We start from the raw sequence: 25,332 nt of genomic DNA on the forward strand, positions 1-25,332 counted from the left end.
TCTATGATTCTTCCAAAATCCGTCATTTCGCCATAAAGACGTCCGCTGCCGCCGCGGTAACCGGTTTCCTAAACTGTAAAGTGCTGATTCGGCGCTTTCGCAGGATGGGCTTCAAACGCGGTTTAGCGCGAATCCCGGGGCGGCATTTTCAACATGACCTAGCTCTGATTGCTGGAATAGAGCCGCGCCTGTTACGCCCTGTGCAACATAGATGTCATGGTGTCCTGCCTCGGCCTTCGCACTCCCCATGATCGATACGCGTGTGAAGACCGCATCGCTTAAGCGGCGACCTTTGGCATCGGGGGCGGTAATGATGCTGAGACCATCCGAAAAACTGTCCTCGATGGAGAGATCGCGCACGCGCAGCCCGGAGATGTCCTTGTGGTGCAGGCAGACCTGAAAAGCGCCGCGCCAGGTCCAGCCGTGATCATAGCCGCCGCAGCGCAATAGTCGGCAATTCCCCACAATCGTCTCGCCGGTGAAATTATTATCTTGCTTGGCATCGCTGGTGGGGAAGGTCGTGCTGATAAGAATGCCGCAACCCGAGGCGATATCGCGGAACAGACAATCTTCGATACGGTTATTGGCGCCGCCATAAATTGCGCCGCCTTGCGCTAGGAAAGGAAGTTCTCCAGTACAACGCCGGATCAAATTGCTTCCGGGAACGGGTCCCGCCGCTTCAAAGCCTTGATCGGACGGCGCAGGCCAAATGGCGAAGCAGTCATCACCGGTATTGCGTGCCGAGCAGTCTTCGATCACGCAGTCGCTTGTCCCGACGCAAAGGTTGATCCCATCGGCAAAAGTATTGCGCAACCGGCAGCCTTCGATCCGTATGCCGCGGCAAAGATAGAACCACATGCCGACTTTGGTATGCTCGATCCAGAGGCGCGAGACAACGCAGTCGCGTCCGCCCGCGCCGAAAATCCCGTCATTTTGTTCATTATCGTTGCGATATATAAGTTTGCCGATAAGGGCAAAATCGCAAAGTCTGCTCTTCTCACCGGTGAGTTTGAAGCGTAGACGGCGGCTGGGTTCAGGATAAAGCTCTTCATCGCCATTAAAACGCGTATGCCACATGCCTGCGCCTTGAAGGGTGACATGCGCAGGAATCTCGATGTCGCCCGTCAGGGTGTAATCTCCCGGTGGGATATAGGCGATTTTCCTCTCGCGTGCTGCATCGGCCAGGAGTTTGCGTAAGGCCCGGGTGTAATCGCCACCTTCCACGGGAATGTCGGTAAGCGCCAATGCTTCTTCGGGGCGAGGCAGGGGTGGCGGGGCCAACTCCAAATCCACGAAATCGACTACGCAAAAGGACGCTGCGCCACGTTTGATCAGGGTGACAACATCGCCTTTCGCCAAGGGGATATCGCGCAACACTACATCATCAAAGAAATGGCGCGGCTTTGCCTCTTTGGGATTGTTGCTGAAAGGATAGTCGCCATAAAGCCAGGTGAAGCGCGAGGTAAGGGCAAGCTCTGCCGTTTTCTTGCCATTCACTTGAACTTCGAGCCTGTCCTCCAATCCACCGCCGTCAGGCGCATCAGGCAGGCAATAGCGCAGCAGAAGCGTATTGGCTCTGTCGTTCACCGTGAAGCGGAGATAATCTCCCGGCTTATTCAGCTTTACGCAGGTCTGATGCGCGGCCTCGTTTTCGATTCTGTACGGCCCGTAGGCCGGCCCTAATACCGCGCCCGTTGTCTCCATCGCTTCGGCTTGATAGCTGGTCCAAAGCTGTGCCGCGCCGAGAGGGGGGAGCGATGCCGCCATCAGGCGAGGAGCCATCAAAAGTGCAGTGGAAGCCAATAACTGGCGCCGGTTCATGTCTGATGCTCCTGGGGCCGCTCGATCATGAGCTTTCGCCCTGGCGCGCAGCTTAGCGCGAGGCCCCAGAGTTCGAAAAGAGCCGCGTTCCGGTTTGCTTCGGCGGCTTTGATCTCGATGCTTTTGGGGGTGATTGTTACCGCGAAGTTGTCGCCCTTATAAGCCAGGGGAAAGGCGAGGCGTGTCCAGTTCTTATAAAGGCGCGGCGTAATGATCACGCGATCCGTCGCCGTTCGCACGCCTGCGAAGCCGAAGATGACCGTCATCCAGGCTCCCCCATTCGCCGCTGGGTGAGAGCCGCCCATGAACACGGTACCCACATAGACCTTGTATTTGGCTTCGAGGTCCAGTGTCGCTGTCATGCGGAAATACGCATAGGCCGCGTCCAAGGCGCCGAACTCAGTCGCCACCATGGCATAGGCCGAGGCTGAGAGGCTTGATCCGTGTTCGGTGCGCGGCTCGTAATACTCCCAATTGGCTTTTTTGACGGCGGCGGAATAGCGGTCCTTGAAGAGGTTTAGCATCATCACCACATCGGCCTGTTTGATGACCTGGGTAGGCACCGCCAAACCCTGCGCGGCACCAAGATATTCATCTGGGTGGATGCGCTGTGCTTTCAAGGTTTCGACAGGCACATCTTTCAGGCCGAAATAGCCTTCGAACTGCTCGATAATGCCCGTCTCGGGATCTGGCTCGGCCACAAAGAGTTGGCGCGCGGCTTCGGCGAAGAGTGGCAATTCCTGCGCGATGTCAATTTTCCGCACGAGGTCTGCCAGGAAGCCGCTATGGGTCTGGCCAAGATAGGCGGCAAGCTCACAAGCGATTTCGAAGGTGGCCTTGGCCACCATATTGGTGAAGGCGTTGTTATTGACCCGTTCGTGATATTCGTCGGGCCCGATAACGTCGAGTATCTCGTAGCGGTTCTTGTCCTTCTTGAAATAGGCATAGGAGTAATAGAAGCGCGCGCATTCCAAGATGACTTCGGCTCCGCCCTCGAGCAGCAGGCTGTCATCGCCTGTGATCTTGAAATAATCCCACATGGCAATGGCGACGTCGCCGGAGATGTGGACCTGCTTGTCACGAAAATGGGTGCGCAACTCGCGCTTGGTCAAAGGATCGCCGATGTTGAAATAGGTACAGGCGTCTTCGCCGGTATCCTGGCTTTCCCAGGCATAAAACGCGCCTTTGAACCCAGCCCCTTCCGTCTTGGCCTTGGCGCGAGCGCCCGGCAGGGTGTGCATGCGATAGCGCAGAAGCTCGGCGGCGATATCCGGCATGGTGTGCAGGAAGAACGGAAACATGAACATTTCCGTGTCCCAGAATACCGCGCCTTTATAGACTTGGCCAGAGAGCGCGCGCGCCGGAATGGAATTGCCGCTGCCTTTGACTGGTGCCGCGATCAAGAGCTGGAAAATAGAATAGCGTAAGGCCTGCTGCGCCTGCGGATCTCCTTCCAGCTCCACGTCGCAATGGGCCCATTTCTTCGCGAAAGCAGCGCGCTGCTCATGCAGAAGGGCGTCAAAGCCTATGCCGATGGCCTGTTGCACGTTGTCCAGTGCCGCGTTTATCGCTGGGTGGTGATCCTTATCAAAATCCGTCGCCACTGCGAAGAATTTTTCGAAGCTATAGGTCTCTCCAGCTTCCGCGTGTAGACGCACGCAGCGCAAATTTCGTTTTTCTTCTACGCGCTGGATTTCCTCGCCAAAGTGGATTTGCGCGGCTTCCGCTACCGCCACACATTTTCCCGCTTCATGGGTACGGCCATGAACGAGAAGCGCGGCGCTTTTGCTTTCGAATTGGAGATCGATCAGATGAGGGCCATTGAGGTCCCAGATATTGGCGTCGATGCCGGTTTCGATCACAAGTTCGGCGGCTTTCTCGCACTGTACGCTATAGCGGATCACGCCCAGATGCGGCCGCATTGCACTAAGAAAACGCGTGGCGCGGATGGTCACGAGATTCTCCTGCACCGAAAATCGCGTCTCGCGTTCAAACGTGGCGTCACGCAGATTTAGGGATTGGCGATGGCTTTCAACTGGGGTGGAAAGCGCTGATAGCGGCTCCCCGTTAAGCATCACGCGGGTGTAGCCGCCATTGGGGGCATTCACCGGCTCGCGCCAAGCATCGCCCACTTGATCGAAAATGCCCGCCAAGGTAATGCCGACGAGTTCATCGGGGCCGAATTCGTCTAACGTGCCGCGATAGCCCATATAACCATTGGCGATTTGATAGATATTGCCGGTGCGCATGATGGCTTCGCGCGCGGTGGAGAAATTGCGGCATTCAATTATCCAGGGGGTGATCATGCCGCTTCCCCGTCCTTCACAAAGGCCATCAGAATTCCGGCGAGCACCATGGCGATCCCACCCAATGCAATCGCGTAAATCGCTGCGCCATGGAAGAATTTCTGGACCAGAAGTCCGAGAATGGCGGCGGCGAGAATCTGCGGGATCACCAGGAAGAGATTGAACATCCCCATATAGACGCCCATCTTTTTATGCGAGACGGCGCTCGAGAGAATGGCGTAGGGGATGGTCAAAAGGCTCGCCCAGGCGATACCGATCGCCGTCATGGAGATCAAAAGATACGTAGGATCGGTGAAGAGATACATCGATAGAAGCCCCGCACCGCCGATGAGCAGGCAAACGACATGGGTAGTCACGCGGCCAATTTTCCGGGTGAGCGGGGGCAGAAGAAACGCCACCAGCGCCGCGACGCCATTATAGACCGCCATCAGCACGCCAACCCAATTTGCCCCATCATTATAGAGCGCGCTGGTCGGATCGCTGGAATGGAAATGGAAGCTCGTCACCGCAGGCGTGGAGTAGATGAACATGGCAAAGAGCGCGAACCAAGTCAGGATCGTGACCAAAGCGAGCTGCTTCATCGTGGCGGGCATGGTTTTTAAATCGGCAACGATTTCCACCATGCCGGTGGTCTTTCCCGCGTACGCCCTGAGCGCGGCGATGATCTGCAACGCACCATAAAATGCGAGACCAAAGGAGAGAATATATAGCCCCTGATACCACTCCTGCGCGCCTACCACCCAGCTAAAGGCGAGGCCCAAGAGAACCAGAACGATACCCTCGACCATGCACTGGCGTGTATTGAGGCTCGTTTCGCCGCTGCTTTCGTCGTTTTTGCTGCCGAAGCTCTCAAGCTCTTCCGGCGTATATTCGCGCACTTTGAAAACTGTCCAAAGAACGGTCGCCAGGAATGCAACGCCGCCGACATAAAATGACCATTTCACCGAAGGCGGAATTTCACCTGCGGGCGCGGTATTGGCTAGATGAAGCCAATTGGCGAACAGCCAAGGGCAAATGGAAGCCACCACAGAGCTGATGCCGATAAAGAAGGTCTGCATGGCAAAGCCGCTGGTGCGCTGCCCTTCTGGCAGCATATCGCCGATGAAGGCCCGGAAGGGCTGCATGGTGACATTGATGGAGGCATCCATGATCCAGAGCATGCCCGCAGCCACCCATAAAGCAGGCGAGTTCGGCATGAAGAGCAGGGCCAGCGACGACAGGATCGCGCCCAAGAGGAAATAGGGCTTGCGCCGCCCCAACCGGTTCCAGGTCTTATCACTCAAATGGCCGATGATGGGCTGAATCAGCAGACCGGAGATGGGGGCCGCGATCCACAGGATCGGGATGTTCTCGACCTTGGCACCCAGGGTTTCGAAAATCCGGCTGACATTGGCGTTCTGCAGCGCGAATCCGAATTGGATGCCTACATAACCAAAGCTCATATTCCAGAGTTGCCAAAAGGCGAGCGGCGGCTTTTTGTTCATGATGATATGCTGCCTGAATGGATGCTGTCCGGAGCGCCCGGGCGTGTTCTGACGAAATGTTCGAACCAGTGATCGATCTCGCCAAGGGTAATTTCGGAAAGGTCGCTCACAACCATATCCGCCCCCCGGCGTTTCAACTCTTCGCGATTGTCCTCGCGAGCAATGCCGATGGTCAGCCCAAAGCGCCCGCGTGCCCCTGCTGCAACGCCCGATACGGCATCTTCCACTACCACCGTGCGATGGCGCATGACGCCCAACCGCTCACAGGCAATGGCAAAGATATCGGGCGCGGGTTTGCCTTGAAGCCCCATCTCTGCGGCGGTGACACCATCCACCCGCGTCTCGAAAAGATCGAGCACGCCGGCTTTTTGGAGAATCTTAACGCCATTCTTGGATGAGGTCGCGACCCCTAGCTTCACCTGCCGCGCCCGCAGAGCCTCGATAAATGCCATCGTCGAGGCAAAAAGTGAGACCTCTCTGGTATCGAGACTCTGATTGAAAGCCTGATCCTTGCGATTGCCGAGCGCGCAAACCGATTGGCTGCCAGGAAGGTCCGAAGGTTCCCCGTCGGCAAGCGCAATTCCCCGAGACGCTAAAAACGCGCGCACCCCATCATAGCGCGGACGCCCGTCGACATATGCAAGATAGTCGCTTTGGGTGAAAGAGCTGAAGGGTGTTCCCGTCTCTCCACTAAGGGCCTCAAGAAAGTCATCGAACATCTCTTTCCACGCCGCCGCATGCAGAGACGCGGTATCTGTGATGACCCCGTCCATGTCAAAGATCACCGCGTCGAAGAACAGATCGGGGCGGGGGTTATCTGATGAAAAGGTAGCTGGCCGTCCGCGCATGGATCTACTCGACACGTCAATGTGATGCTTCCGGCGACGAAACCGGCGCGACCATTATCGGCAGGGCGAAAGCGCTGCCAATCGCAGCGCATACGTATACTTGAAGTGCAGTGCCTTTCCCTCTGTTGCGCAAACGCCGCATAGGGCACCCATGCGCAATCGCCGGTTCAACGTATACGTATACGGCGGCATTGGCATCAGAAGGTGGGTGAGAAGATTATGCTGCCCGATCGCTGCGTCCGCGGCGCATCAGGGGCAGAGACGCGAAAGCGGGAGACAGGATCCGGAATAAAGCACTCGGACCGCTCCAGATGCGCGACGTCAACACATCGCCGGTCAACCGGCGGGGAAGTGATTTTGGGAGGAATACCAGTATGAGAATTCAAGGCTCTGGCCGAAAGGCCATGATGAGGGGGAGCGCCTCGCTGCTGGCGCTGACGGCTTTTGCCGCGATGGCTTCGGGCCAGGAGCAGGCGCTAGAGACGGTGGTGGTCACCGGTACGCGCGCCGCCCTCGAATCCGCGGTCAGCATCAAGCGCAATGCCGATACCGTGGTCGATTCCATCACCGCCACCGATATTGGCGTGTTCCCGGACAAATCTGTTTCCGATGCCATCCAGCGCGTGCCCGGCATTACGGTCTCGCATCTTCAGTCAGATGACGACACCACCCACCCTTCAGGTGAAGCGACCGGCGTCTTGGTCCGCGGCCTTACCTTTGTGCGCACCAACTTCAATGGGCGCGATAGCTTCTCGGCCGATGGTCATCGTGGGTTGAACGTCAATGACGTGTCCCCGGAAATGATCGGCGGCATCGACGTCTATAAGAACCAGACCGCAGATATGATTGAAGGCGGTATTGCCGGCATCGTGAATATCCGCACCCGCATGCCTTTCGATGCGGAGGATCATATCCTCGCCGCTTCGGCCAAGATGAACTATAATGACCGCTCCGATGTCGTGACTTATGATTACTCGGGTGTCGCGGGCAAGAACTTCGATACTGAATACGGCCGCTTCGGTGTGCTGCTCGGCTATGCCAACAGCCATGTCGTGACACAAACAAATTCGGTGGTGTCACTGCGCAACGGTACCTTCTGTTCGGCAGGTGCGACCAATCCGGATGGCTCGGCCAAGGTGGGCACGGATGGTACCATCCCTTGCTCGGCGACGCCTTATGGCGGCTCGACTTGGCAATACATTCCGGATCAGGTGAACTTCAGCCGCGTCAATTATAACCGCAAGCGCGAAGGAAAGTCCTTTGCCTTGCAGTATGAAAACCCCGCCAAGAGCTTGCGTTGGAATTTCCAGTACAACGAATCCAATTACCGCAACGCTTGGCTGGAACACAGCTCCAACATCAACATGTTCGGCATGTGGGCGGCGCCTGGCTTTAACCCGATGGCGACCCAAGCGGTGATGCCGGCCTTTGGAACCTCGCCCTTCACCTTCAACAGTAACGGGACCTTGAAATCCGGCGTGATCGCATCTCCCCTCGGCTCCTGGATGGGGAATTGGGGTGGCAGCTATCAGCATGCTGTGGACGCGGCATCCGTCGTGCCGGGCTTGCCCTATGTGAACTATTGCGGTCCCGATGCCGGTCACACCTGCGCCAACACAGCTACCAATGGTGTGACCCTTGAAAACCAGTCGCGCGTCTTCGATCACTCCGAAGGCACCCGCGATTTCTCCACCAACTTGCAATGGGATGCGACTGAGAAGCTGCATTTCACGGTCGATGGCCAATATATCAGCGCCAAGACCGGCAACAACGATATGCTGGTGGCGAACGACGTTCTGGTGAATGCCAAATATGAGCGCGACGGTTCGGGTCCGCCCACCATCACGCTTTTGCCGGGCGACAACGTCAATTATGCGCCGGGCTTCCTCACCAATGCGCACAACTACTACAGCGCCTTTGTGCAGGACCATAAGGAGCGCAACAATGCTCAGGAAATCGCGCTGCGCGGCGATGTCGAATATGACATCAACAATGGCTGGCTGAGTTCGATCAAGGCTGGTGTGCGCTATGCCAACCGCAAGCAAGTCGTGCGCTACTCGGCCTATAATTGGAGCCCAGTCACAGCACCTTATATGTGCAATGGGCCGGCCTTCAGCATCGATAACACCTCGCCCTCGCCCTATCCGGCGTCTTGCGGCAATTCCAATACCTTCCAGGGTTATGGTGCGAATATCTGGGAGAAAGGCAATTTCGGCCCAGATTTCTACAACGGCACCGTCTTCAATCCGGGCGACACGGTCTGGCTGAAAAACTCCGTACTCACCAATCCCGATGCGGCTGGCTTGGCGCTAGGGCAGAAGACGACCCAGAATCCGGGTTCCTGGACGCCGATCTGCTATCGCGCCGGCGCGACGGATTGCTATCTGCCGTCGGAAGTATTGAACGTCACCGAAAAGACGACCGCCGGGTATCTGATGGTGTCCTTCGGTGGGGATAGTCTTGCGGTGTTCGGTGTTCCTGTGTCGGGCAATATCGGCGCGCGCTACATCCAGACCGAGCTGACCTCCACGGGTGGTATCTCTTTCCCGACCCATGATTGGTACGCCAACAACACCTTGCCTTCGACCCCGGCCTGTAACGCCCCAGTCACGGGCAACAATGTCACCAATATCTCCTGTTGGCTGTCGGCTGGCTTGGGGGCTTTCAGTAATGGCGGCTCTGGCCTCAACTCCTATGGCAAAACCACGTATAATCTCCTGCCGAGCGCCAATATCCGCTTCGACCTCACCGATAATTCGATTGTGCGCTTCGCCGTCTCCGAAGCGATGTCGCGCCCGGATTTCGGATATCTGCGCAACTATGTCGGCATCAGCGCGCCCAATATCGATGTCAGCAATACCTCGCCCTATGTGGTCTATAACTCGCCGACTGCGGCACACACCCCAGCGAACGTCACGGGCTACAACTTCCTCTTTATCGCCAATGCCGGTAATCCCGCACTGAAGCCGATGACCTCCTGGCAGTATGATGCCACCTTCGAGCATTATTTCAGCCCATCCAGCTCCTTCACGGCCGGGCTGTTCCTGAAGGAACTCAACAACAGCATCGCTTATGGCGAGGTGACGCGCGCTATCACCAATAATGGTTCGACCCAAAACATACTGGTCCGCGGTCCGGTGAATTCGCCGAATGGCGGCGAGCTCTGGGGCTTCGAACTGGCCTATCAATCCTTCTTCGATTTCCTGCCTGCGCCGTTTGATGGTCTGGGTACTCAGCTCAACTACATCCACACCCATCAGGCGGGGATCCATAATTCCAACCTGGCAGTTCAGCCGGGTTATATCGCAGGCTCGACCATCGCCTTCGGCGGCGGTTTGCAGGTCGACAATGCGGTGATCGACTCCCATCGCTTGGCGGGGATTTCTGACGACTCCTACAACATCATCGCACTCTATGAAAAAGGCCCGATCGGCGTGCGCCTAGCCTATAACTACCGTTCGTCCTTCCTGACCGATAACCTCGACTGCTGCACCGGCACGCCGATGTATCAGAAGGGCGCGGGCTTCCTGGATGGTTCGGTGCGGTATTCGGTGAACGACCACTGGGAAGTGTCGCTCGACGGCTCCAACCTGCTCGACACGCCCATCGTGTTCCAGCAGCAGGTCATTGGCGATACCTCTCTGTCGCCCAAAGCCAAGCCCGTCATTCTGGACACGGGCTGGAGCAAGAGCGGGCGTCTGCTGCAGTTCGCCGTTCGCGTGAAGTACTGAACCTGGCAGGTCCGTCCCTCCTGAAAGGAATGGCCTTCCCAAACTTGCAAAGGGCCCGCCGCCAGCGGGCCCTCTCTTTTTGTCCGATGCGTCGCTTAACAGTTGTACCGCAAGGGCGCTGTATTCCCCTGAGTTCTGTGGCATTCTGCGGACAAATCACAAGGCGGGGACACGCCAATGGGAGGCAAGCGCCGTTCCGAATCCGGATCGCGCCCGACATCGTTCGACATTGCGCGCAGGGCTGGGGTGTCGCAGCCCACGGTGTCGCGCGCGCTCAGGGGCGATCCCACCATCAGTCCGATTACCCGGCGGCGGGTCGCTTTCATCGCCAAGGAGCTTGGCTACAAGGTCGACAAGAACGCCTCCAACCTGCGCGGCCAGCATTCCCAAACCATCGCCATTCTGTTTTTCGAAGATCAACGTTTCAATGCCTCGCTGATCAACCCGTTTTTCCTCTCCATGCTGGGATCGATCACCGGGGCCTGCGCCAAGCGCGGCTATGACCTTCTGATCTCCTGCCAGCATCTCTCCACCAATTGGCGGATCGATTACGAGGATTGCCGCCGGGCGGATGGCATTATCCTGCTTGGCTATGATGACTTCGTGACCTACAGCGCAGAGCTGGAGCGGCTGGTGGAAGAGGGCACGCATTTCGTCCATTACGGCGCCACACTGAAAAATCATCCAGGCCTTTCCGTTGGCTGCAATGATTATCTTTCCGGGCGGCAAGCCACCGAGCATCTGATCAAGCTGGGGCGCAAGAAGATCGCGTTTCTCGGCAGCGTGAGCGATCACTATCCGGAGTTCTCGGGCCGGTATCGCGGTTATACCGATGCCTTGACGGCTGCGGGGCTTACTGTCGAGCCTGGCCTCCAAGCCGATGCGATTAGCGCGCTTCCGGAAGGTGAGCGGGCCACGCGCCAGATCCTGTCCTCCGGTGTTGCTTTCGACGGCATTTTTGCTGCCAGCGATCTCATCGCCATCGCAGCCCTTGGGGTGCTCCGGGAGGCGGGGCTCTCTGTGCCGAGGGATGTTTCGGTGATCGGCTTTGATGATATCCCGGCCGCCAGCATGGTCACCCCGGCACTCACCACCATGCGCCAGGATACACAGCGCGCGGGCGAGGTGCTGGTCGACACGCTGTTGAAGCTGATGGCGGGGGAAACGGCGGAAGCAACCGAACTTCCGTGTGAGCTGGTGGTGCGCCAGTCGTGCGGCGCAAGATAGAGTGTCCGGGGGAGGGCTTGCCAAACCGAAAAAGGCGCGTGAAAGTGGAAGCGTTTCCATTTTGAGGGCGGGCATGGGCTGGACGAGACGCGGACTCCTTCTGAGTGCGGGCGCGGCGATGACCGCAACGGCTTTGCGCGCCGAGGCAGGACATAACGCGGATGCACCCGCGCAGGTGTTGAAACGCCTGATCGGGCCGCGAGCCGATGACTTCGATCTTCGCCTTGTTCAAGAAACCGATACGAAGCCCCGGTTTTCGGTCGCGGCGAAGGAGGGCCGCGTTGCGGTGGAAGCTAATACCTCCGCAGGGCTGACGCGCGGGGCTTATGCTTATCTCACAGCCATTGGTGCGGCGCAGTTCAACTGGGAAGGCGACCGCGTGGCGCTGCCGGCGCGTTGGCCTGATTTTTCCATCTCGCGTTCCGAGACTTTTTATCGCCATCGCGCCTATCTCAATCCTTGCGCCTTTGGCTACACCGCACCGTTCTGGGAATGGCCGCGCTGGGAGCGTGAACTCGATTGGATGGCGCTACATGGTGTGGACATGCCGCTGGCCCTGGAAGGTCAGGAATTTATCTGGCGCCAGTTATGGTCTGATGCAGGCCTGAGTGAGGCGGAGCTGGCGGGCTATTTCTGCGGCCCGGCCTTTTTGCCATGGCAGCGTATGGGCAATATCGAAGGCTATGGCTCCCTGCCGCTCGGCTTTATCGAGAAAAAAAGGGTGCTGCAGCACCGATTGCTGGGGCGCATGCGTGAGCTCAATATGCGCCCAGTGCTGCCTGCCTTCGCGGGCTATGTGCCCAAGGCTTTCGCGCTCCGCCATCCCGAGGCGCGCATTCACAAAATGACCCCTTGGGGCGGCTTTCACGAGACCTATTGGCTCGATCCCACCGATCCCCTGTTCGAGAAGCTGGCGCACGGCTTTCTGGATCGCTACACCGCCGAATATGGTGGGGGCGAGGTCTATCTAGCCGACGCCTTCAACGAAATGCGCCCGCCCGTGGCCGACAAATCCGCTGGTGAACGCGCGGAAATTCTCTCGGGCTATGGCAAGGCCCTTTATGCCTCATTGGATTCGGCCCGGCCGGGCGCCGTGCTCTCCATGCAGGCTTGGCTTTTCGGCATTGATCCGGAATTTTGGGACGAGGCGAGCATCGCCGCCTTCTTGCGCGATATTCCCGCCGACAAGACGCTTATTCTCGACATTGCCAACGACACCTATCCCGGCGTTTGGGAAAAGGCGAAAGCATTTTCGGGAAAATCCTGGCTCTTTGGTTATATCCACGATTTCGGCGGCAACAACCCGCTCTTTGGTGATTTGCCGCTGGTGAACAAGGATTTGTCGAGCCTGCCCGCGCGCGCCGACACAGGCAAGCTGGAAGGGTTTGGTATTTTTCCCGAAGGGTTGAACACCAATTCCATCATCTATGAATTCATGTTCGATCGCGCCTGGAAGGCTGCCAATGCGCCAGAGGATATCGATGCCTGGCTCGTCCCTTATCTGCAGGCGCGCTATGGCAAAACCGATCCCGCATTGCTCTCAGCCTGGAAGGATTTGTGGCACGGTGTTTATCAGGTGCCCAATTGGCGGACCGGATGGTGGAAGGGCGCTTTTGGCCAATACCTCTTCACCAAACGCCCAGATATGGCGCTGAGTGATTTTGGACCTGAGCTAGGCGATCACACTGCGCTGCAGCGCGCGGCCGAGGCTCTGCTCAAACTCGCGCCGCGCTATCTGGACGCGCCGCTGTTCAAGATTGATCTTGTTTCGGTGATCACCCATCGCGCCAGTCTCTGCATCGATATGCAGCTTCTCACTTTGTTGAAGGCCTACGCCGCGTCTGATCCGCATACCGCCGCGCGGGCCTGGAACAAAGCTCGGCAAATGATATTGCACACGGATGCGCTTTTGGCGGCGCAGCCCTTCACGCTTTCGCGCTGGATCAACGAAGCGCGAAGCTATGGCCAAACCCCGCAAGAGGCCGCGATTTACGTTGAGAACGCCAAAACGCAGGTCACCATCTGGGGCGGGGATGCGGTGCTGAAGGATTATGCCTCCAAGGCCTGGGCGGGGCTTTACCGGCATTTTTATCTGCCACGCTGGGCCATGTTTGTGCGCGCCCAAGAAAAGGCGCTGCGCCACAAATCAGCTTTCGATCAGAAGCGCTTGAGCGAAAATCTGGTGCGCTGGGAAACGGCCTGGGCAAAAAGCCCGAAGGATTATCCGGTCCGTCCGCCATTGAAACTTCTGGACGAAGCCGCGCGCTTGCTCTCAGATTGCGCGAAGGGGTAAGCCATGGCGAAAGAGCGCAATATCGCGATTGATGTGTTTCGCGGCCTGACCATCTTTCTGATGATTGTGGTCAACACCATGGGGCCAGGCGCTGAGCCTTATCCGGTTCTGGCCCATGCGGATTGGTTCGGTTTCACCTTCGCTGATTTTGTGTTCCCGTCATTTCTCTTTGTGATGGGCTCGTCCCTGGCCTTTGTCGCGGCGCGCCCGATGCCAGATCACGAATACCTTTTCAAGGTCCTCCGCCGGGCTGGGCTGTTATTCGCGATTGGCTTTTTTATGTATTGGTTTCCTTTCGTGCATGTGACGCGCGCGTTGACCTATGCGCCCAACCTCCTCAGCGAGGTGCGCATTATGGGCGTGTTGCAGCGTATCGCGCTCTGCTACGCCGCCGCTGCGCTGGCGGTTCGCTATTTTTCCCCCAGGCAGCTCATTGCGCTCTCTGTAGCTTTGCTCGCCTGCTATTGGGCTTCGCTGGTGTTCATGGTGGCGCCAGGCGATGCGTTCGACAGGCTCAACAACATCGGCACGGTGATCGACCGGGCGGTGCTCGGCCAGAGCCATATGTGGCGTTGGGACGGCGGTTTTGAACCGGAAGGGCTGCTGGGAACGGTCCCGGCTACGGTCAATGTTCTTGCCGGTTATCTCGCTATTCGCTTTCTGAAGCGGGATGGGCGGCGACTGGGTGTTTTGGCGCTGTGCGGTGTGGCGCTCACCGTCGTCGCGCTTGGGCTTGATGAAAGCCTGCCGATTTCCAAAAAGCTTTGGACCCCAAGCTTTGTGTTACTGACTGTCGGTTTGGATTTTATCCTGCTGGCGGCCTTGGCGGCGGTGCTTGATCTTTGGAAGCTGCCTGTCCGCACCGGCTTCTTCGAAGTCTTCGGCAAAAACCCGCTGGCGATCTATCTTTTTTCGGAGCTTTTGATTCCGCTACAAGCCTTGTTCAAGCCGTTGTTCAAGATCGAACCCTATCAATGGCTCGGCGTTGCAGTGTTTCAGCGTTTGGCGCCGGGTGCGTTGGGCAGCTTGCTTTGCGCCATCGCTTTCACACTGTTGTGCTGGCTCTTCGGCTATATCCTCTATCGCCAGCGCCTCTACATTCGACTTTAGGTGGTTATCACGCAAACGCAGAGCGGCTATGCGAAAACGCGCGCATGCCTTTGCGTGGATCGCGAGTCGGACATATAAGCCAAGCTCGGCGGGGTTTTCTGGTCAGTTAAAGTGCCCGCTCAACTTTGGTATCGCTCCCATCGCATTTTTGCTCGCAACTCGCGCCTGACTTCTGTGCAGGTAGATCGTCTGTGTTGCGTTGAGAACACTGTGGCGTGATTGACAGCGCGCCCTAGTATTGCCATACTCATAAATGGAAACGTTTCCATAAAACAAACAACATAGCCAGGGGGCAACATGATCCATTCTCCGAAAGCTCGAGGGCTCCGCACTTCGGTTTCACTTCTCGCACTCGCTTCGGCTTGGTTCGCCGTTCAACCGGCCTTGGCGCAGGATCAGAGCGTCGAAACCGTGACTGTGTCCGGCTATCGCCAGAGCTTGCTGACATCGGAAGCGCTGAAGCGCGATTCCGTCAATCTTGTTGAAGCGATCTCTGCGATGGATATCGGCAAGCTGCCTGATTCATCGATTGCGGATTCGCTCGCGCGTCTGCCGGGTCTTGCCGCCCAGCGTGTCGACGGCCGCAGCCAGGTCATCGCTATCCGCGGTCTGTCGCCGGACTTTGCGGGCACGACCTTCAACGGGCGCGACCAAGTTTCCACAGGCGATAATCGCGGCGTCGAGTTCGACCAATATCCTGCGGAAATTCTTTCCGGCGTGGTGGTCTATAAAACCTCCGATCCAGTGATCGTCGGGGCAGGGCTTTCGGGCACGGTGGATCTGAAATCCGCCCGCCCGCTAGATTATAGTGGCCGTCAGTTGGCGTTCGGTGCGCGCGGTGAATATTCCTCGCTCGGCAATCTGACCCACGAAGTGAGCCCTTTCGGTCAGCGCTATAATCTGACCTATATCGATCAATTCCTGGACAAGAAGCTCGGTATCGCTTTCGGCTTTGCCCATCTGGATTCGCCCTTCCAGGAGAAGCACTATAAGGCCTGGTGGTGGGCCAATACGGATCTGTGGGGCACGCCTCAGGCGGGCAAGCCCGCTGATGCCGATGCGCTTGAAGGCGCTGAGCTCTGGGTCCGCTCGAAGGACCAGGTACGCGATAGCTTCGTGACCACCCTGGAGTTCCAACCCAACGAGGTCTGGCACTCGACGTTGGATGTCTATTACTCGAACTTCAATCAAAAGGAATATATGCATGGCGGCATGTGGACGGCCGATCCGTTCACGTCCTATTCCTTCGGCGGCGTCACGAGCCCAGCCATCGGCATGTCGAATGCGGCGACATCGCAATATCTCGGCAATAAGCTGGTGACCTCGGGCACTTGGCAGAATCTGCGCCCTGTCGTGCGTAACGACTACAACACCCGTGTCGACGTCTTGCATTCGATCGGCTGGCGCAACGAGTTCAATTTCGGCAAGTTCACGACGACAGCGGATGTGAGCTATTCAGACGCCAAGCGTGGTGAAACCCATACCGAGCTTTATGCGGGCCGCACCGCAGTCAGCAGCATGGATTTCGTCGTTCCCACAAGGCCAATGTTCCCCAGCCTGAAACCATCGGTGTCTTTCGCCGATCCGGCCTCTGTCGTGCTGTTTGACGCCCAGAAATGGGGCCATGATGGCCGTATCGACAAGCCGACGCAGAAGGATGTGATCGAGGCGGTTCGCCTCGATGGAAAATATCAATTCGATGGTTTCATCGACAGTGTGGAGTTGGGCGCGAATTACCAGACCCGCCAGAAGAGCCGCTCTTATCTGGTGTATTTTGCTACTCAGAAGTCGCCGCTCTCGCAGGTGTCGTCCGATCTTCTCTATTCTCCTACCGATCTAAGCTTCGGCGGATTTGGCCCAATCCTGACCTTCAATACGCCGGGCGTCTTGAACAAATACTACAACACGGCGCTCAACATGAGCGACGGCGACTGGCGTAAAGACTTCAAGGTCAAGGAGAAGGTGTTCACCTCTTTTGCGAAGATCAACTACAAGACCTCGCTTTACGGTGTCGATCTGAAAGGCAGTGTCGGCGGTCAGTTGATCCATACCGATCAGGAATCCTCGGCCTTCAACGTCTCGGGTGTAGTCCAGGGTGGACCGGCGCCGACGGTGGCCACCAAGGCAGGCAAGAGCTATTGGGATTTCCTGCCCTCGATCAATGTCAATGCTGATTTCGGCGATGGTTCAATCCTGCGCCTTGTTGTGGCCAAGACCATGGCGCGTCCGCGCATGGATCAGCTGCGTGCCGCGGCCAGCGCAAGCGTAGATCTGACGAAGCTGCAGTGGAACGGCGATGGCGGCAATCCTCGCCTCTCGCCCTGGCGCGCCGATGCCATTGACCTTTCCTTTGAGCACTACATCTCGGAGGGGAGCTACTTCGCGATCGCGGGCTTCTACAAGAACCTGACGAGCTACGTGTACAACCAGAATATCAGCAACTTTAACTTCACCGGGTACATCGATCCGAACGGGAACACCGACAAGGCAACCAGCGTGCTCGGCAACTATTCGACCCCGGCCAATGGCCGTGGCGGGTACGTCCGCGGTGTTGAAGTGTCCACCCAACTCGACGGTAATCTCTTGAGCTCCGCGCTGGATGGTTTCGGTCTCAGCTCGTCCTTCTCCTGGACGGATACCTCGATCAAGCCGGATGGGCCCGGCACTGCGCTGAATGCTACCTTGCCTGGTCTTTCCAAGGCGGTTGCGGACTTGACCGTCTATTATGAAAAGGACGGCTTCTCGATCCGCGTGGCCGAGAAATACCGCTCCGATTTCCGCGGCGAGATTTCCGGCCTCTTCGCGGACCGCGTCTATACCCGCATCCTGGCGGAAGCGCAGACCGACCTGCAGCTCGGCTATGACTTCCAGTCCGGTTCGCTGGATGGCATGTCGATCCAGTTCCAGGTCAACAACCTGTTCAACTCGCCCTATCGTACCGTTCAGGATCCCTCCACCGGTGCGCCGTCGCGCTTCCCGTTGGAGTACGACCTCTACGGCCGCCAGATTCTGCTTGGCGTGAATTACAAACTATAATGCCCTCCCAACCCGCGCTCTCCTCCCTTCGGGGGGCGCGGGATTTTCATCTCCTTAGGGGGCTCCATGCGTTTGCTTCGTCTGGCCGCTATCGCCGCGCTCACCTTCTTACCCTCCATCACCGCAGCCCTCGCGGAGGGCGGCGTATCGGTCTACCTGACGACCCCAGATGGAACGAAGCTGCTTTCGCAGGAGCCCTCCCTTTCTTTCTCACAAGTCGATAAGGCCGGTATCACCATCGATGCCAGCCGCCGTTATCAGGAGATCGTCGGCTTCGGCGCTGCCATCACGGATGCCTCGGCCTATCTGATCAACCGCATGGAACCTTCCGCGCGCGAAGCTCTGCTTAAGGAGTTGTTCGGACGGGACGGTGGCCTGGGCTTCAGCTTCACACGCCTCACGATTGGCGCCTCGGATTTCTCGCTGCAGCACTATTCCTATGATGATGTGCAAGCTGGCGCGCGCGATCCTGAGCTGACCCATTTCTCCATTGCTTCGGCCAAAGAAGATGTGCTGCCGGTAACGCGCGCGGCACTCGCGGTGAATCCTTCTCTCAAGATCATGGCCTCGCCCTGGAGCGCGCCGGGCTGGATGAAATCCACCGACAGCCTCATCAAAGGCGCGCTGTTGCCTGAGGCCTATCCGTCCTTCGCCGCGTATCTGAACCGCTATGCCGATGCGCTCGCCGCCGAAGGCGTGCCGCTTTACGCGCTCACCATCCAGAACGAGCCGCATTTTGAGCCGGGCGATTACCCGGGCATGCGCGTGACGCCAGAGTCGCGTGCGGCCTTTGTTGGTGGCTATCTAGGCCCGTTGTTGTCGAAAACCCATCCTGAAATCCGCATCCTCGATTGGGATCACAATTGGGACGAGCCGCAGTCTCCCCTCACTATGCTTTCTGATGCCAAGGCCGCGCGCTATGTCGCTGGTGTCGCCTGGCACTGCTATAATGGCGAGCCGTCGGCGCAGGGGAAGGTGCATGACGCCCATCCCGACAAGGAAACCTATTTCACCGAATGTTCGGGCGGCGGCTGGTCGCCAAAATGGTCCGATGCTTTGCCCTGGATGGCCGGCTCCTTGGTGGAGTCCGTCCGCTATTGGTCGAAGGGCGTGCTTTTTTGGAACCTTGCCCTGGATGAAAACAGTGGTCCGCATAAAGGTGGTTGCGGCGATTGCCGTGGCGTTGTTTCGATCAATTCCAAGACCGGCGTAATCTCGCGCAATCTTGAATATTATGTGCTCGGCCACGCCAGCCGTTTCGTGGCACAAGGCGCCACACGGATTGAAAGCGGCACCGCGCCGGAAGGTATATCTGCGGTCGCATTTCGCAATCCCGACGCGTCGTTGGTTTTGCTGACCGTCAACCGTAGTTCCGTCAACAAAACCTTGACGGTGACGGATGGCGTGAAAAGCTTCTCTTATGCGCTGGTGGCCGGCGGAGTGGCCACGTTCGTATGGCATTGAGTGTTCACAAGAAGAAGAAAGCCCAGATGATGTCTTTCACAAAAGCGCTTCGCGCCTGCTGCTGTGGCCTAGCTCTCACCGGCCCGCTTTTCTCCATGGGCGCTCTGGCCGCCTCTGAACCATGGCGTGATCCAAACCTTTCGCCGGATTTGCGGGCTGATGCGGTGCTGCAGCAGCTAAAGCCGGATGAGAAGTTCCAACTCGTGTTCGGCTATTTCGGCTCCGTGAAAGACGACGTCAAATTCATGCCACCGGCAGACGCACGCATGGGCTCCGCTGGCTATGTCCCGGGCATCGCGCGCCTCGGCATTCCGGCACAGTGGATCACGGATGCGGGGATGGGGGTTGCCACCCAGCGTGAATCTGCTGACGCCTATCGCGAACGCACCGCGCTGCCGTCTGGCCTTGCCGTGGCGGCGAGCTTCAATCCTGAAATTGCGGCGAAGGGCGGCGCCATGATCGGGCGCGAGGCGCGGGCCTCGGGCTTCAATGTTCTGCTTGCGGGCGGTGTCGACCTCATTCGCGAGCCGCGCAACGGGCGCAACTTCGAATATGCTGGTGAAGACCCTTTGCTGGCGGGCACCATCGTTGGGGCATCGGTGAAAGGTATCCAGTCCGAGCATGTCATCTCGACCGTCAAGCATTGGGCGCTCAATGCGCAGGAAACCGGCCGGGGTATCGTCTCCTCCGACATTGAGGATTCCGCCGCGCGTCAATCCGATTTTCTTGCCTTCCAGATCGCCATCGAGCAGGGTGCGCCGGGATCGGTGATGTGTTCCTATAACAAGGTGAACACGGTCTATGCCTGCGAAAACGATTATCTGCTCAATCAGGTCTTGAAGCGGGATTTCGCCTATCCGGGCTATGTCATGTCGGATTGGGGCGCCGTGCATTCGACGGAAGCGTCCGCGCTGGCCGGTCTTGACCAGGAATCGGCAGGCGTCTTCGACAACAAACTCTATTTCGACAAGATGCTGAAGGATGCCGTGGCCGCGGGCCGCGTGCCGCAAGCGCGTGTCGATGATATGGCGCGGCGTATCCTGCGCTCCATGTTCGCGGCGGGTGCGGTGGATCACCCTGTCGGTGGAGAGGCGATCGATTTCACCGCCAACCGTCAGATCGCGGCGGAAGCGGCGGAGGAGGGGATCGTCCTTCTCAAAAATTCGCGCAATGTCCTGCCGCTTGCCAAGACGGCCAAGCGTATTGTCATCATCGGTGGTCATGCGGATCGCGGCGTGATTTCGGGTGGCGGGTCCTCCACCGTTTTTCCGGCGGGAGGCAATGCTGTTCCGGGTCTTGGGCCGCAGGGCTGGCCGGGACCGATCGTCTATCTGCCGAGCGCGCCGATGGCAGCGATGATGGCGCGGGCCCCCATGGCCGATGTGAAGTATTTCGATGGCAAGGATCAAGCTGCTGCCGCCAAGGCCGCTGCCAAGGCTGACGTCGTGGTGGTGTTCGCCACGCAATGGGCTTCGGAGGACATGGACTTGTCCCTGACCCTGGCCGACAATCAGGATGATCTCATCCGCAACGTTGCCGCCGCCAATCCGAATACGGTAGTGGTGCTTGAAACCGGCGGCGCCGTGTTGATGCCGTGGATTGATAAAGTCTCAGCGGTTGTGGAGGCCTGGATGCCGGGCAGCGGCGGTGGTGAAGCCATCGCGCGCGTCTTGTTCGGCGAGGTGGATGCTTCGGGCCGCTTGCCGGTCAGCTTCCCGCAAAGCCTCGCGCAATTGCCGCGCCAGAAGATCGATGGCGTGGGTTTGCCCAAGGATACGCCCTTCTCGGTGAACTACAGCGAAGGCGCCGCGGTCGGCTACAAATGGTATGAGAAGAACGGGCAGAAGCCGCTCTTCGCCTTTGGCTATGGGCTTTCTTATACCAGCTTTGCCTATAGCGATCTCAAAGCCGCGACAGTGAATGGCAAGGTCACGGTCAGCTTTACGGTGAAGAACACCGGCGCGCGCGCGGGCAAGGATGTGCCGCAGGTCTATGTCTCGGCGGCGGAGTTCGAAGCCCCCAAGCGTCTCGCGGGCTTCACCAAAGTTGCCTTGCAGGCGGGGCAGGCCACGCAAGTCACGTTGACGCTCGATCCGCGTCTGATCTCGACCTATGACAGCGCGGCGAAGAGCTGGAAGAAGGTCGCCGGTCCGCTCACGGTATCGCTGGGTGCATCCTCAGCCGATATCAAGGCGAAGGTGACGGTCACCCCTTGATGCGAGAAACGGAGCCGCGCCACAAAATCTGCGGCTCCAAATCCCGCTTCACCTCGAGCTCTGTGCCGTAACAGAGATTGAGCAGGTGATTAAGGGCGTTCTTGGCGATCTCGCGCCAGGGGATCAGAACGGTGGTGAGTGGCGGCACGGTGAAGGCAGAAAGATCGATGCCATCATAGCCCATCACCGACAGATCGTCGGGAACGCGCACGCCCGATTGCTGCAAATAGGCGAGTGCCCCCATGGCGGATTCGTCGTTGGCGCAGAAGATCGCGGTGAACTTTTTGCGCCCTTCCAGAAGGGTCCGCACCCCCGCAGCGCCGCTCTCCGGCGAGAAGTCGCCGCTCACGCGCGGAATGCTGTCTGTGTCGATCCCTTCCTCGGCCAGCGCAGCATAGAAGCCTTTAAGGCGCGCCACGTTATCGGCAGAGCTGGCCGGGCCTTCGATCACGGCGAGTTTTCTGTGCCCTGCCTCGAACAGGGCGCGAGCCGCGGCGGCACCGGCGGTCTTGTGATCGGGATTAAAACAACGATCCGCATAGGCCGGTGCACTGCGATTCAGCAGCACGGTTTTGGGCTGCAGCGCCATCAGTTTTTCGACGTCTTTTGGTTTCAGCCGCGTCGCCATCAGGATGAGGCCGTCGCAGCCGCGATCCACCAGGAACTCGGCGCCATCGAGTGAATCTTGGCGCTCGCTGTCCAGCGTCTGGCCGAAATCAACCACCATATGGCGCCCAGTGGCGCGCAGATTGGTATAAATTGCATGCAGGATCGGGGTGTAGAACGAACCCTGGATCAGCGGCACAAAAACCCCGATGGTTTGGGATTGGCCGTTTTGCAAGACGCGGGCGGCATGGGAGGGGCGGAAGTTGAGTTCTTCCACCGCTTTGCGCACGCGCTCGGCGGCTTTGGCCGAAACTGGGCCGGATCCCGCGATGGCGCGTGATGCGGTGCCAACCCCGACACCAGCTCGCTTTGCCACATCCTTGATCGTCGCCATGAAGCCGAGGAATCCGTTTGAGAGGCCAACAACACGCAAGTTGAAAGCCGATTATGCATCAATCCCCGCGCGGGAAAATCCAATAATCGCCGCAGCAATATTTACCAGAACAGGATTACCACCACGCCTGTCACCACAATCAGCCCCGCGGCGAAAACTGTAACGCCATTCAGGCGTGGCTTGGTGGCCCTGAAGCTCTTCACCATGGCTTCGGCGCGCCCCGCCTCTTCGCTGGATCGGGGTGTAATAAGGCTCACCGCGCCCAAGATGGCGCAGGAGGCAAGAAAGACGAGAACCGCCGCCACCAGGAATGGCAGTTTCCAAACACCGGTCGCCGAAAGGACAAACAAGGTTAAGCCGATGAGGCTGCCGAGCCCCGTCGTCCAAATGGCGCCGTTGGCATTGGCCCGCCGCCATAGGAGCCCGCCCAGAAAAAGCGCCACCACCGGCGGCGTGGCATAGGCCAGAACCGCCTGGAAGTACTGCCAGAGCGAGGGAAAATGGAGGATCTGCGGCGCCCACATGGCTGAAAGGACCATCGCCACGATGGTAGCGAGGCGTCCGGTGGAGACGATTTTCCGGTCGCTGATATCCGGCCAGCGGCGCTTAACAAAGTCCATGGTGACGAGTGTGGCGGCGCTGTTATAGCTCGCTGAAAGCTGCGCCATCAGCGCGCCCAGAAAGGCCGCCAACAGTAAGCCCAAAAGCCCTGCGGGCATGACACCGAAGGCGAGCTGCAGATAGATGTCGTCGGCCTGTTTCAGATCGGGATACAGCACTCGCCCGGCAATGCCCGGCATCACGATCACAAACAGTGTGGTGAGTTTGAGAAGCCCCGCGAGCAGCGCTCCCTTCTGGCCATCGGCGACGGATCGTGCCGCCAGCATGCGCTGGACGATGGATTGGTTGGTACACCAGAAATAGAAAGCCAAAATGGGTGCGCCGAAAACGAGGCCCGTCCACGGCATATAAGGGTCGCTGGCGGGGCGGATCAGTGACAGCGCCTCTTGCGGAACGTTTGTCATCACCTGGTGCCAGCCGCCCGCTTTGTCAAATGCGAAGCCTGCCAAGAGCAGCGCTGTGCCCAATACTGTGAGGGCCTGCGCCGCCTGGGTGTAGAGCACGGCGCGCAGGCCGCCGCTGACCGAGTAGATCACGGAAATGATAGCGAGCGTGATGATGGTGCCGATGAAGGGCAGGGCGGGAAAAAGAAAGCGCAAGACCAGCGCGCCGCAATAAAGCGCGCCCGCCGCATCGAGAAAGATGCAGAGAAACAGCGACAGCGCCGAAAACCACATCCGCACGCGCCAGTCAAAGCGCCGCTCCAGGAATTCTGGCATGGTATAGACGCGCGCGGCGAGCACCACCGGCAGAAAAACAACCGCGAATAACGCCAGGATGACGCTCGCCATCCAATCGTAATTGTAGACGGAAATGCCGAACGCATAGGCCGAGCCGGTCACGCCGATCAGCACGCCTGGTGAAACATTGGTGCCCATCATGGCAAGGCCAATGGCGGGCCAGGAGGCGTTTTGGGCAGCGAGGAAAAACTCGTTGGGCGAAGCTTTGCGGCGGGACAGTAAGGCCCCAAAGGCCAAAAGCCCTGCCAGATATATGGCTATGACGCCGAAATCGAAACCCGTCAGCACAATACCCCCGCGCCCAGAAGAGGGCGCGAGATTAGCGCAACAGACGGGGGGCTCGCCAACTACTTCCCGAACGCTTTCACTTCGGCGATCACGTCATCGGCCAGACGGTCAACCTCTGCGGGATCGGCATCCCAGGCGAACATGAAGCGGGCCGCGCCACCGATGAAGGTGTAGAAATGCCAGCCGCGCTGATGCAGCCCTTCCAGGATCGGCGTTGGTGCGTTCAGGAAGACCGAATTGGCGTTCACCGGATAAACCCGGGCGATATAGGGAAGGCCTTCGAGGCGCGCGGCCAGCCGCTTGGCGCAAGCATTGGCGTGTTCGGCGTTTTTCAGCCAGGCGCCATTTTCAATCATGCCGACCCATGGTGCCGCCAGAAAACGCATCTTGGAGGCGAGCTGTCCTGCCTGCTTGCAACGGTAATCAAAGTCAGTCGCCAGGGAGCGGTCGAAGAAGATGATCGCTTCGCCGGTCGCCATGCCGTTCTTGGTGCCGCCAAAGCAGAGCACATCTACACCGGCTTTCCAGCTCGCTTCGGCCGGGCTCACGCCCAGGCTGGCGCAGGCATTGGCGAAACGCGCACCATCCATATGCAGTTTTAGGCCCAGCTCGCGGCAAACGGCCGAGATCGCCTGTACCTCTTCTATGCTGTAGGTGATGCCAAGCTCGTTGGGCTGGGTGATGGTGACGGCCCGCGGCTTGGGGAAATGGATATCGGAACGTCCCGTCGCGATGGCGCGGATGGATTGGGGCGTCAGCTTGCCGTTTTCTCCCGGCACGGCGAGGATTTTGGAGCCGTTGGAGAAGAATTCCGGCGCACCGCATTCATCGGTTTCGACATGGGCGGCGGTGGCACAGATCACGCTATTGTAGGAATAACATAGCGAGGCGAGCGCCAGGGAGTTGGCGGCCGTGCCGTTGAAGACGAAAAACACCTCGCAATCGCGATCAAAAAGGCGGCGCAGGCTGTCTGCTGCGCGGGAGGTCCATTCATCATCGCCATAGGAGCGGGCATGTCCGCTATTGGCCTCGGCCATGGCAGCCAAAGCTTCGGGGCAGATCCCCGCATAGTTGTCGCTTGCGAACTGCTGCTTTTTCATCGCGCCCAATCCTTGTACCCAAAGTACTCTTACAAACCGTACATGGC

At 58.5% G+C, this 25,332-nt stretch carries 14 protein-coding genes; 7 read left to right on the forward strand and 7 right to left on the reverse strand.

The window, feature by feature from the left end; translation table 11 throughout:
- Positions 1 to 111: 111 nt before the first annotated feature.
- Genes FHS83_RS11075 through FHS83_RS11090 form a run of 4 tightly spaced genes read right to left on the reverse strand, consistent with a single transcriptional unit; the run spans position 112 to position 6,459 of the window.
- On the reverse strand, positions 112 to 1,821 hold the full coding sequence (locus FHS83_RS11075) for a right-handed parallel beta-helix repeat-containing protein (protein ID WP_167083020.1): 1,710 nt from the start codon (positions 1,819 to 1,821) through the stop codon (positions 112 to 114).
- On the reverse strand, positions 1,818 to 4,127 hold the full coding sequence (locus tag FHS83_RS11080; protein WP_208414500.1) for a glycoside hydrolase family 65 protein: 2,310 nt from the start codon (positions 4,125 to 4,127) through the stop codon (positions 1,818 to 1,820). Before FHS83_RS11080 ends, FHS83_RS11075 begins: the two co-directional genes overlap by 4 nt.
- Positions 4,124 to 5,611 carry an MFS transporter gene (locus FHS83_RS11085; protein ID WP_167083021.1) on the reverse strand — a complete coding sequence of 496 codons (1,488 nt, stop codon included), beginning with the start codon at positions 5,609 to 5,611 and terminating at the stop codon, positions 4,124 to 4,126. The genes FHS83_RS11080 and FHS83_RS11085 overlap by 4 nt, the downstream gene beginning before the upstream one ends.
- Entirely contained in the window at positions 5,608 to 6,459 is an 852-nt protein-coding gene (locus FHS83_RS11090; protein ID WP_279590099.1) for an HAD family hydrolase, read from the reverse strand. Before FHS83_RS11090 ends, FHS83_RS11085 begins: the two co-directional genes overlap by 4 nt.
- A gap of 404 nt (positions 6,460 to 6,863) precedes the next feature.
- On the opposite strand from FHS83_RS11090, the gene FHS83_RS11095 reads away from it, so the two are divergent.
- The 7 genes from FHS83_RS11095 to FHS83_RS11125 all read left to right on the forward strand — a co-directional run bounded on the left by FHS83_RS11095 (position 6,864) and on the right by FHS83_RS11125 (position 21,536).
- Positions 6,864 to 10,190 carry a TonB-dependent receptor gene (locus tag FHS83_RS11095; protein WP_208414502.1) on the forward strand — a complete coding sequence of 1,109 codons (3,327 nt, stop codon included), beginning with the start codon at positions 6,864 to 6,866 and terminating at the stop codon, positions 10,188 to 10,190.
- Between the two features lie 177 nt (positions 10,191 to 10,367).
- On the forward strand, positions 10,368 to 11,417 hold the full coding sequence (locus FHS83_RS11100; protein WP_167083024.1) for a LacI family DNA-binding transcriptional regulator: 1,050 nt from the start codon (positions 10,368 to 10,370) through the stop codon (positions 11,415 to 11,417).
- A gap of 118 nt (positions 11,418 to 11,535) precedes the next feature.
- Entirely contained in the window at positions 11,536 to 13,710 is a 2,175-nt protein-coding gene (locus tag FHS83_RS11105) for an alpha-N-acetylglucosaminidase (protein ID WP_167083025.1), read from the forward strand.
- A 3-nt stretch (positions 13,711 to 13,713) separates the two neighbouring features.
- Entirely contained in the window at positions 13,714 to 14,820 is a 1,107-nt protein-coding gene (locus tag FHS83_RS11110; RefSeq protein WP_167083026.1) for an acyltransferase family protein, read from the forward strand.
- Positions 14,821 to 15,117: 297 nt separating this feature from the next.
- A complete protein-coding gene (locus FHS83_RS11115) occupies positions 15,118 to 17,856 on the forward strand; it encodes a TonB-dependent receptor (protein ID WP_167083027.1) in 2,739 nt (912 codons plus the stop codon).
- A gap of 66 nt (positions 17,857 to 17,922) precedes the next feature.
- Complete coding sequence (locus tag FHS83_RS11120) at positions 17,923 to 19,320, forward strand: glycoside hydrolase family 30 protein (RefSeq protein ID WP_167083028.1); 1,398 nt, start codon at positions 17,923 to 17,925, stop codon at positions 19,318 to 19,320.
- A gap of 26 nt (positions 19,321 to 19,346) precedes the next feature.
- Positions 19,347 to 21,536: a beta-glucosidase family protein gene (locus FHS83_RS11125; protein WP_167083029.1), complete on the forward strand. Its 2,190-nt coding sequence runs from the start codon at positions 19,347 to 19,349 to the stop codon at positions 21,534 to 21,536.
- On the opposite strand, the gene FHS83_RS11130 is transcribed toward FHS83_RS11125, so the two are convergent.
- The 3 genes from FHS83_RS11130 to FHS83_RS11140 form a co-directional block, all read right to left on the reverse strand.
- Positions 21,526 to 22,536, reverse strand: coding sequence for a LacI family DNA-binding transcriptional regulator (locus tag FHS83_RS11130; RefSeq protein WP_167083030.1), 1,011 nt, complete (start codon positions 22,534 to 22,536; stop codon positions 21,526 to 21,528). The two genes, FHS83_RS11125 and FHS83_RS11130, sit on opposite strands and share 11 nt — an antisense overlap.
- A gap of 101 nt (positions 22,537 to 22,637) precedes the next feature.
- On the reverse strand, positions 22,638 to 24,185 hold the full coding sequence (locus tag FHS83_RS11135) for a sodium:solute symporter family transporter (RefSeq protein ID WP_167083031.1): 1,548 nt from the start codon (positions 24,183 to 24,185) through the stop codon (positions 22,638 to 22,640).
- 59 nt (positions 24,186 to 24,244) lie between these two features.
- Entirely contained in the window at positions 24,245 to 25,285 is a 1,041-nt protein-coding gene (locus tag FHS83_RS11140; protein ID WP_167083032.1) for a threonine aldolase family protein, read from the reverse strand.
- Between the last annotated feature and the right edge of the window lie 47 nt (positions 25,286 to 25,332).

This window comes from Rhizomicrobium palustre, from assembly GCF_011761565.1.
GTDB classification, from domain to species: domain Bacteria; phylum Pseudomonadota; class Alphaproteobacteria; order Micropepsales; family Micropepsaceae; genus Rhizomicrobium; species Rhizomicrobium palustre.

What these genes read in the sequence shown, in the direction of transcription:
- FHS83_RS11080 (WP_208414500.1), bottom strand. Translation starts at nt 4,127, where the DNA reads ATGATCACCCCCTGGATAATTGAATGCCGCAATTTCTCCACCGCGCGC.
- FHS83_RS11085 (WP_167083021.1), bottom strand. Translation starts at nt 5,611, where the DNA reads ATGAACAAAAAGCCGCCGCTCGCCTTTTGGCAACTCTGGAATATGAGC.
- FHS83_RS11075 (WP_167083020.1), bottom strand. Translation starts at nt 1,821, where the DNA reads ATGAACCGGCGCCAGTTATTGGCTTCCACTGCACTTTTGATGGCTCCT.
- FHS83_RS11120 (WP_167083028.1), top strand. Translation starts at nt 17,923, where the DNA reads ATGCGTTTGCTTCGTCTGGCCGCTATCGCCGCGCTCACCTTCTTACCC.
- FHS83_RS11140 (WP_167083032.1), bottom strand. Translation starts at nt 25,285, where the DNA reads ATGAAAAAGCAGCAGTTCGCAAGCGACAACTATGCGGGGATCTGCCCC.
- FHS83_RS11095 (WP_208414502.1), top strand. Translation starts at nt 6,864, where the DNA reads ATGATGAGGGGGAGCGCCTCGCTGCTGGCGCTGACGGCTTTTGCCGCG.
- FHS83_RS11100 (WP_167083024.1), top strand. Translation starts at nt 10,368, where the DNA reads ATGGGAGGCAAGCGCCGTTCCGAATCCGGATCGCGCCCGACATCGTTC.
- FHS83_RS11125 (WP_167083029.1), top strand. Translation starts at nt 19,347, where the DNA reads ATGATGTCTTTCACAAAAGCGCTTCGCGCCTGCTGCTGTGGCCTAGCT.
- FHS83_RS11115 (WP_167083027.1), top strand. Translation starts at nt 15,118, where the DNA reads ATGATCCATTCTCCGAAAGCTCGAGGGCTCCGCACTTCGGTTTCACTT.
- FHS83_RS11090 (WP_279590099.1), bottom strand. Translation starts at nt 6,459, where the DNA reads ATGCGCGGACGGCCAGCTACCTTTTCATCAGATAACCCCCGCCCCGAT.
- FHS83_RS11105 (WP_167083025.1), top strand. Translation starts at nt 11,536, where the DNA reads ATGACCGCAACGGCTTTGCGCGCCGAGGCAGGACATAACGCGGATGCA.
- FHS83_RS11110 (WP_167083026.1), top strand. Translation starts at nt 13,714, where the DNA reads ATGGCGAAAGAGCGCAATATCGCGATTGATGTGTTTCGCGGCCTGACC.
- FHS83_RS11130 (WP_167083030.1), bottom strand. Translation starts at nt 22,536, where the DNA reads ATGGCGACGATCAAGGATGTGGCAAAGCGAGCTGGTGTCGGGGTTGGC.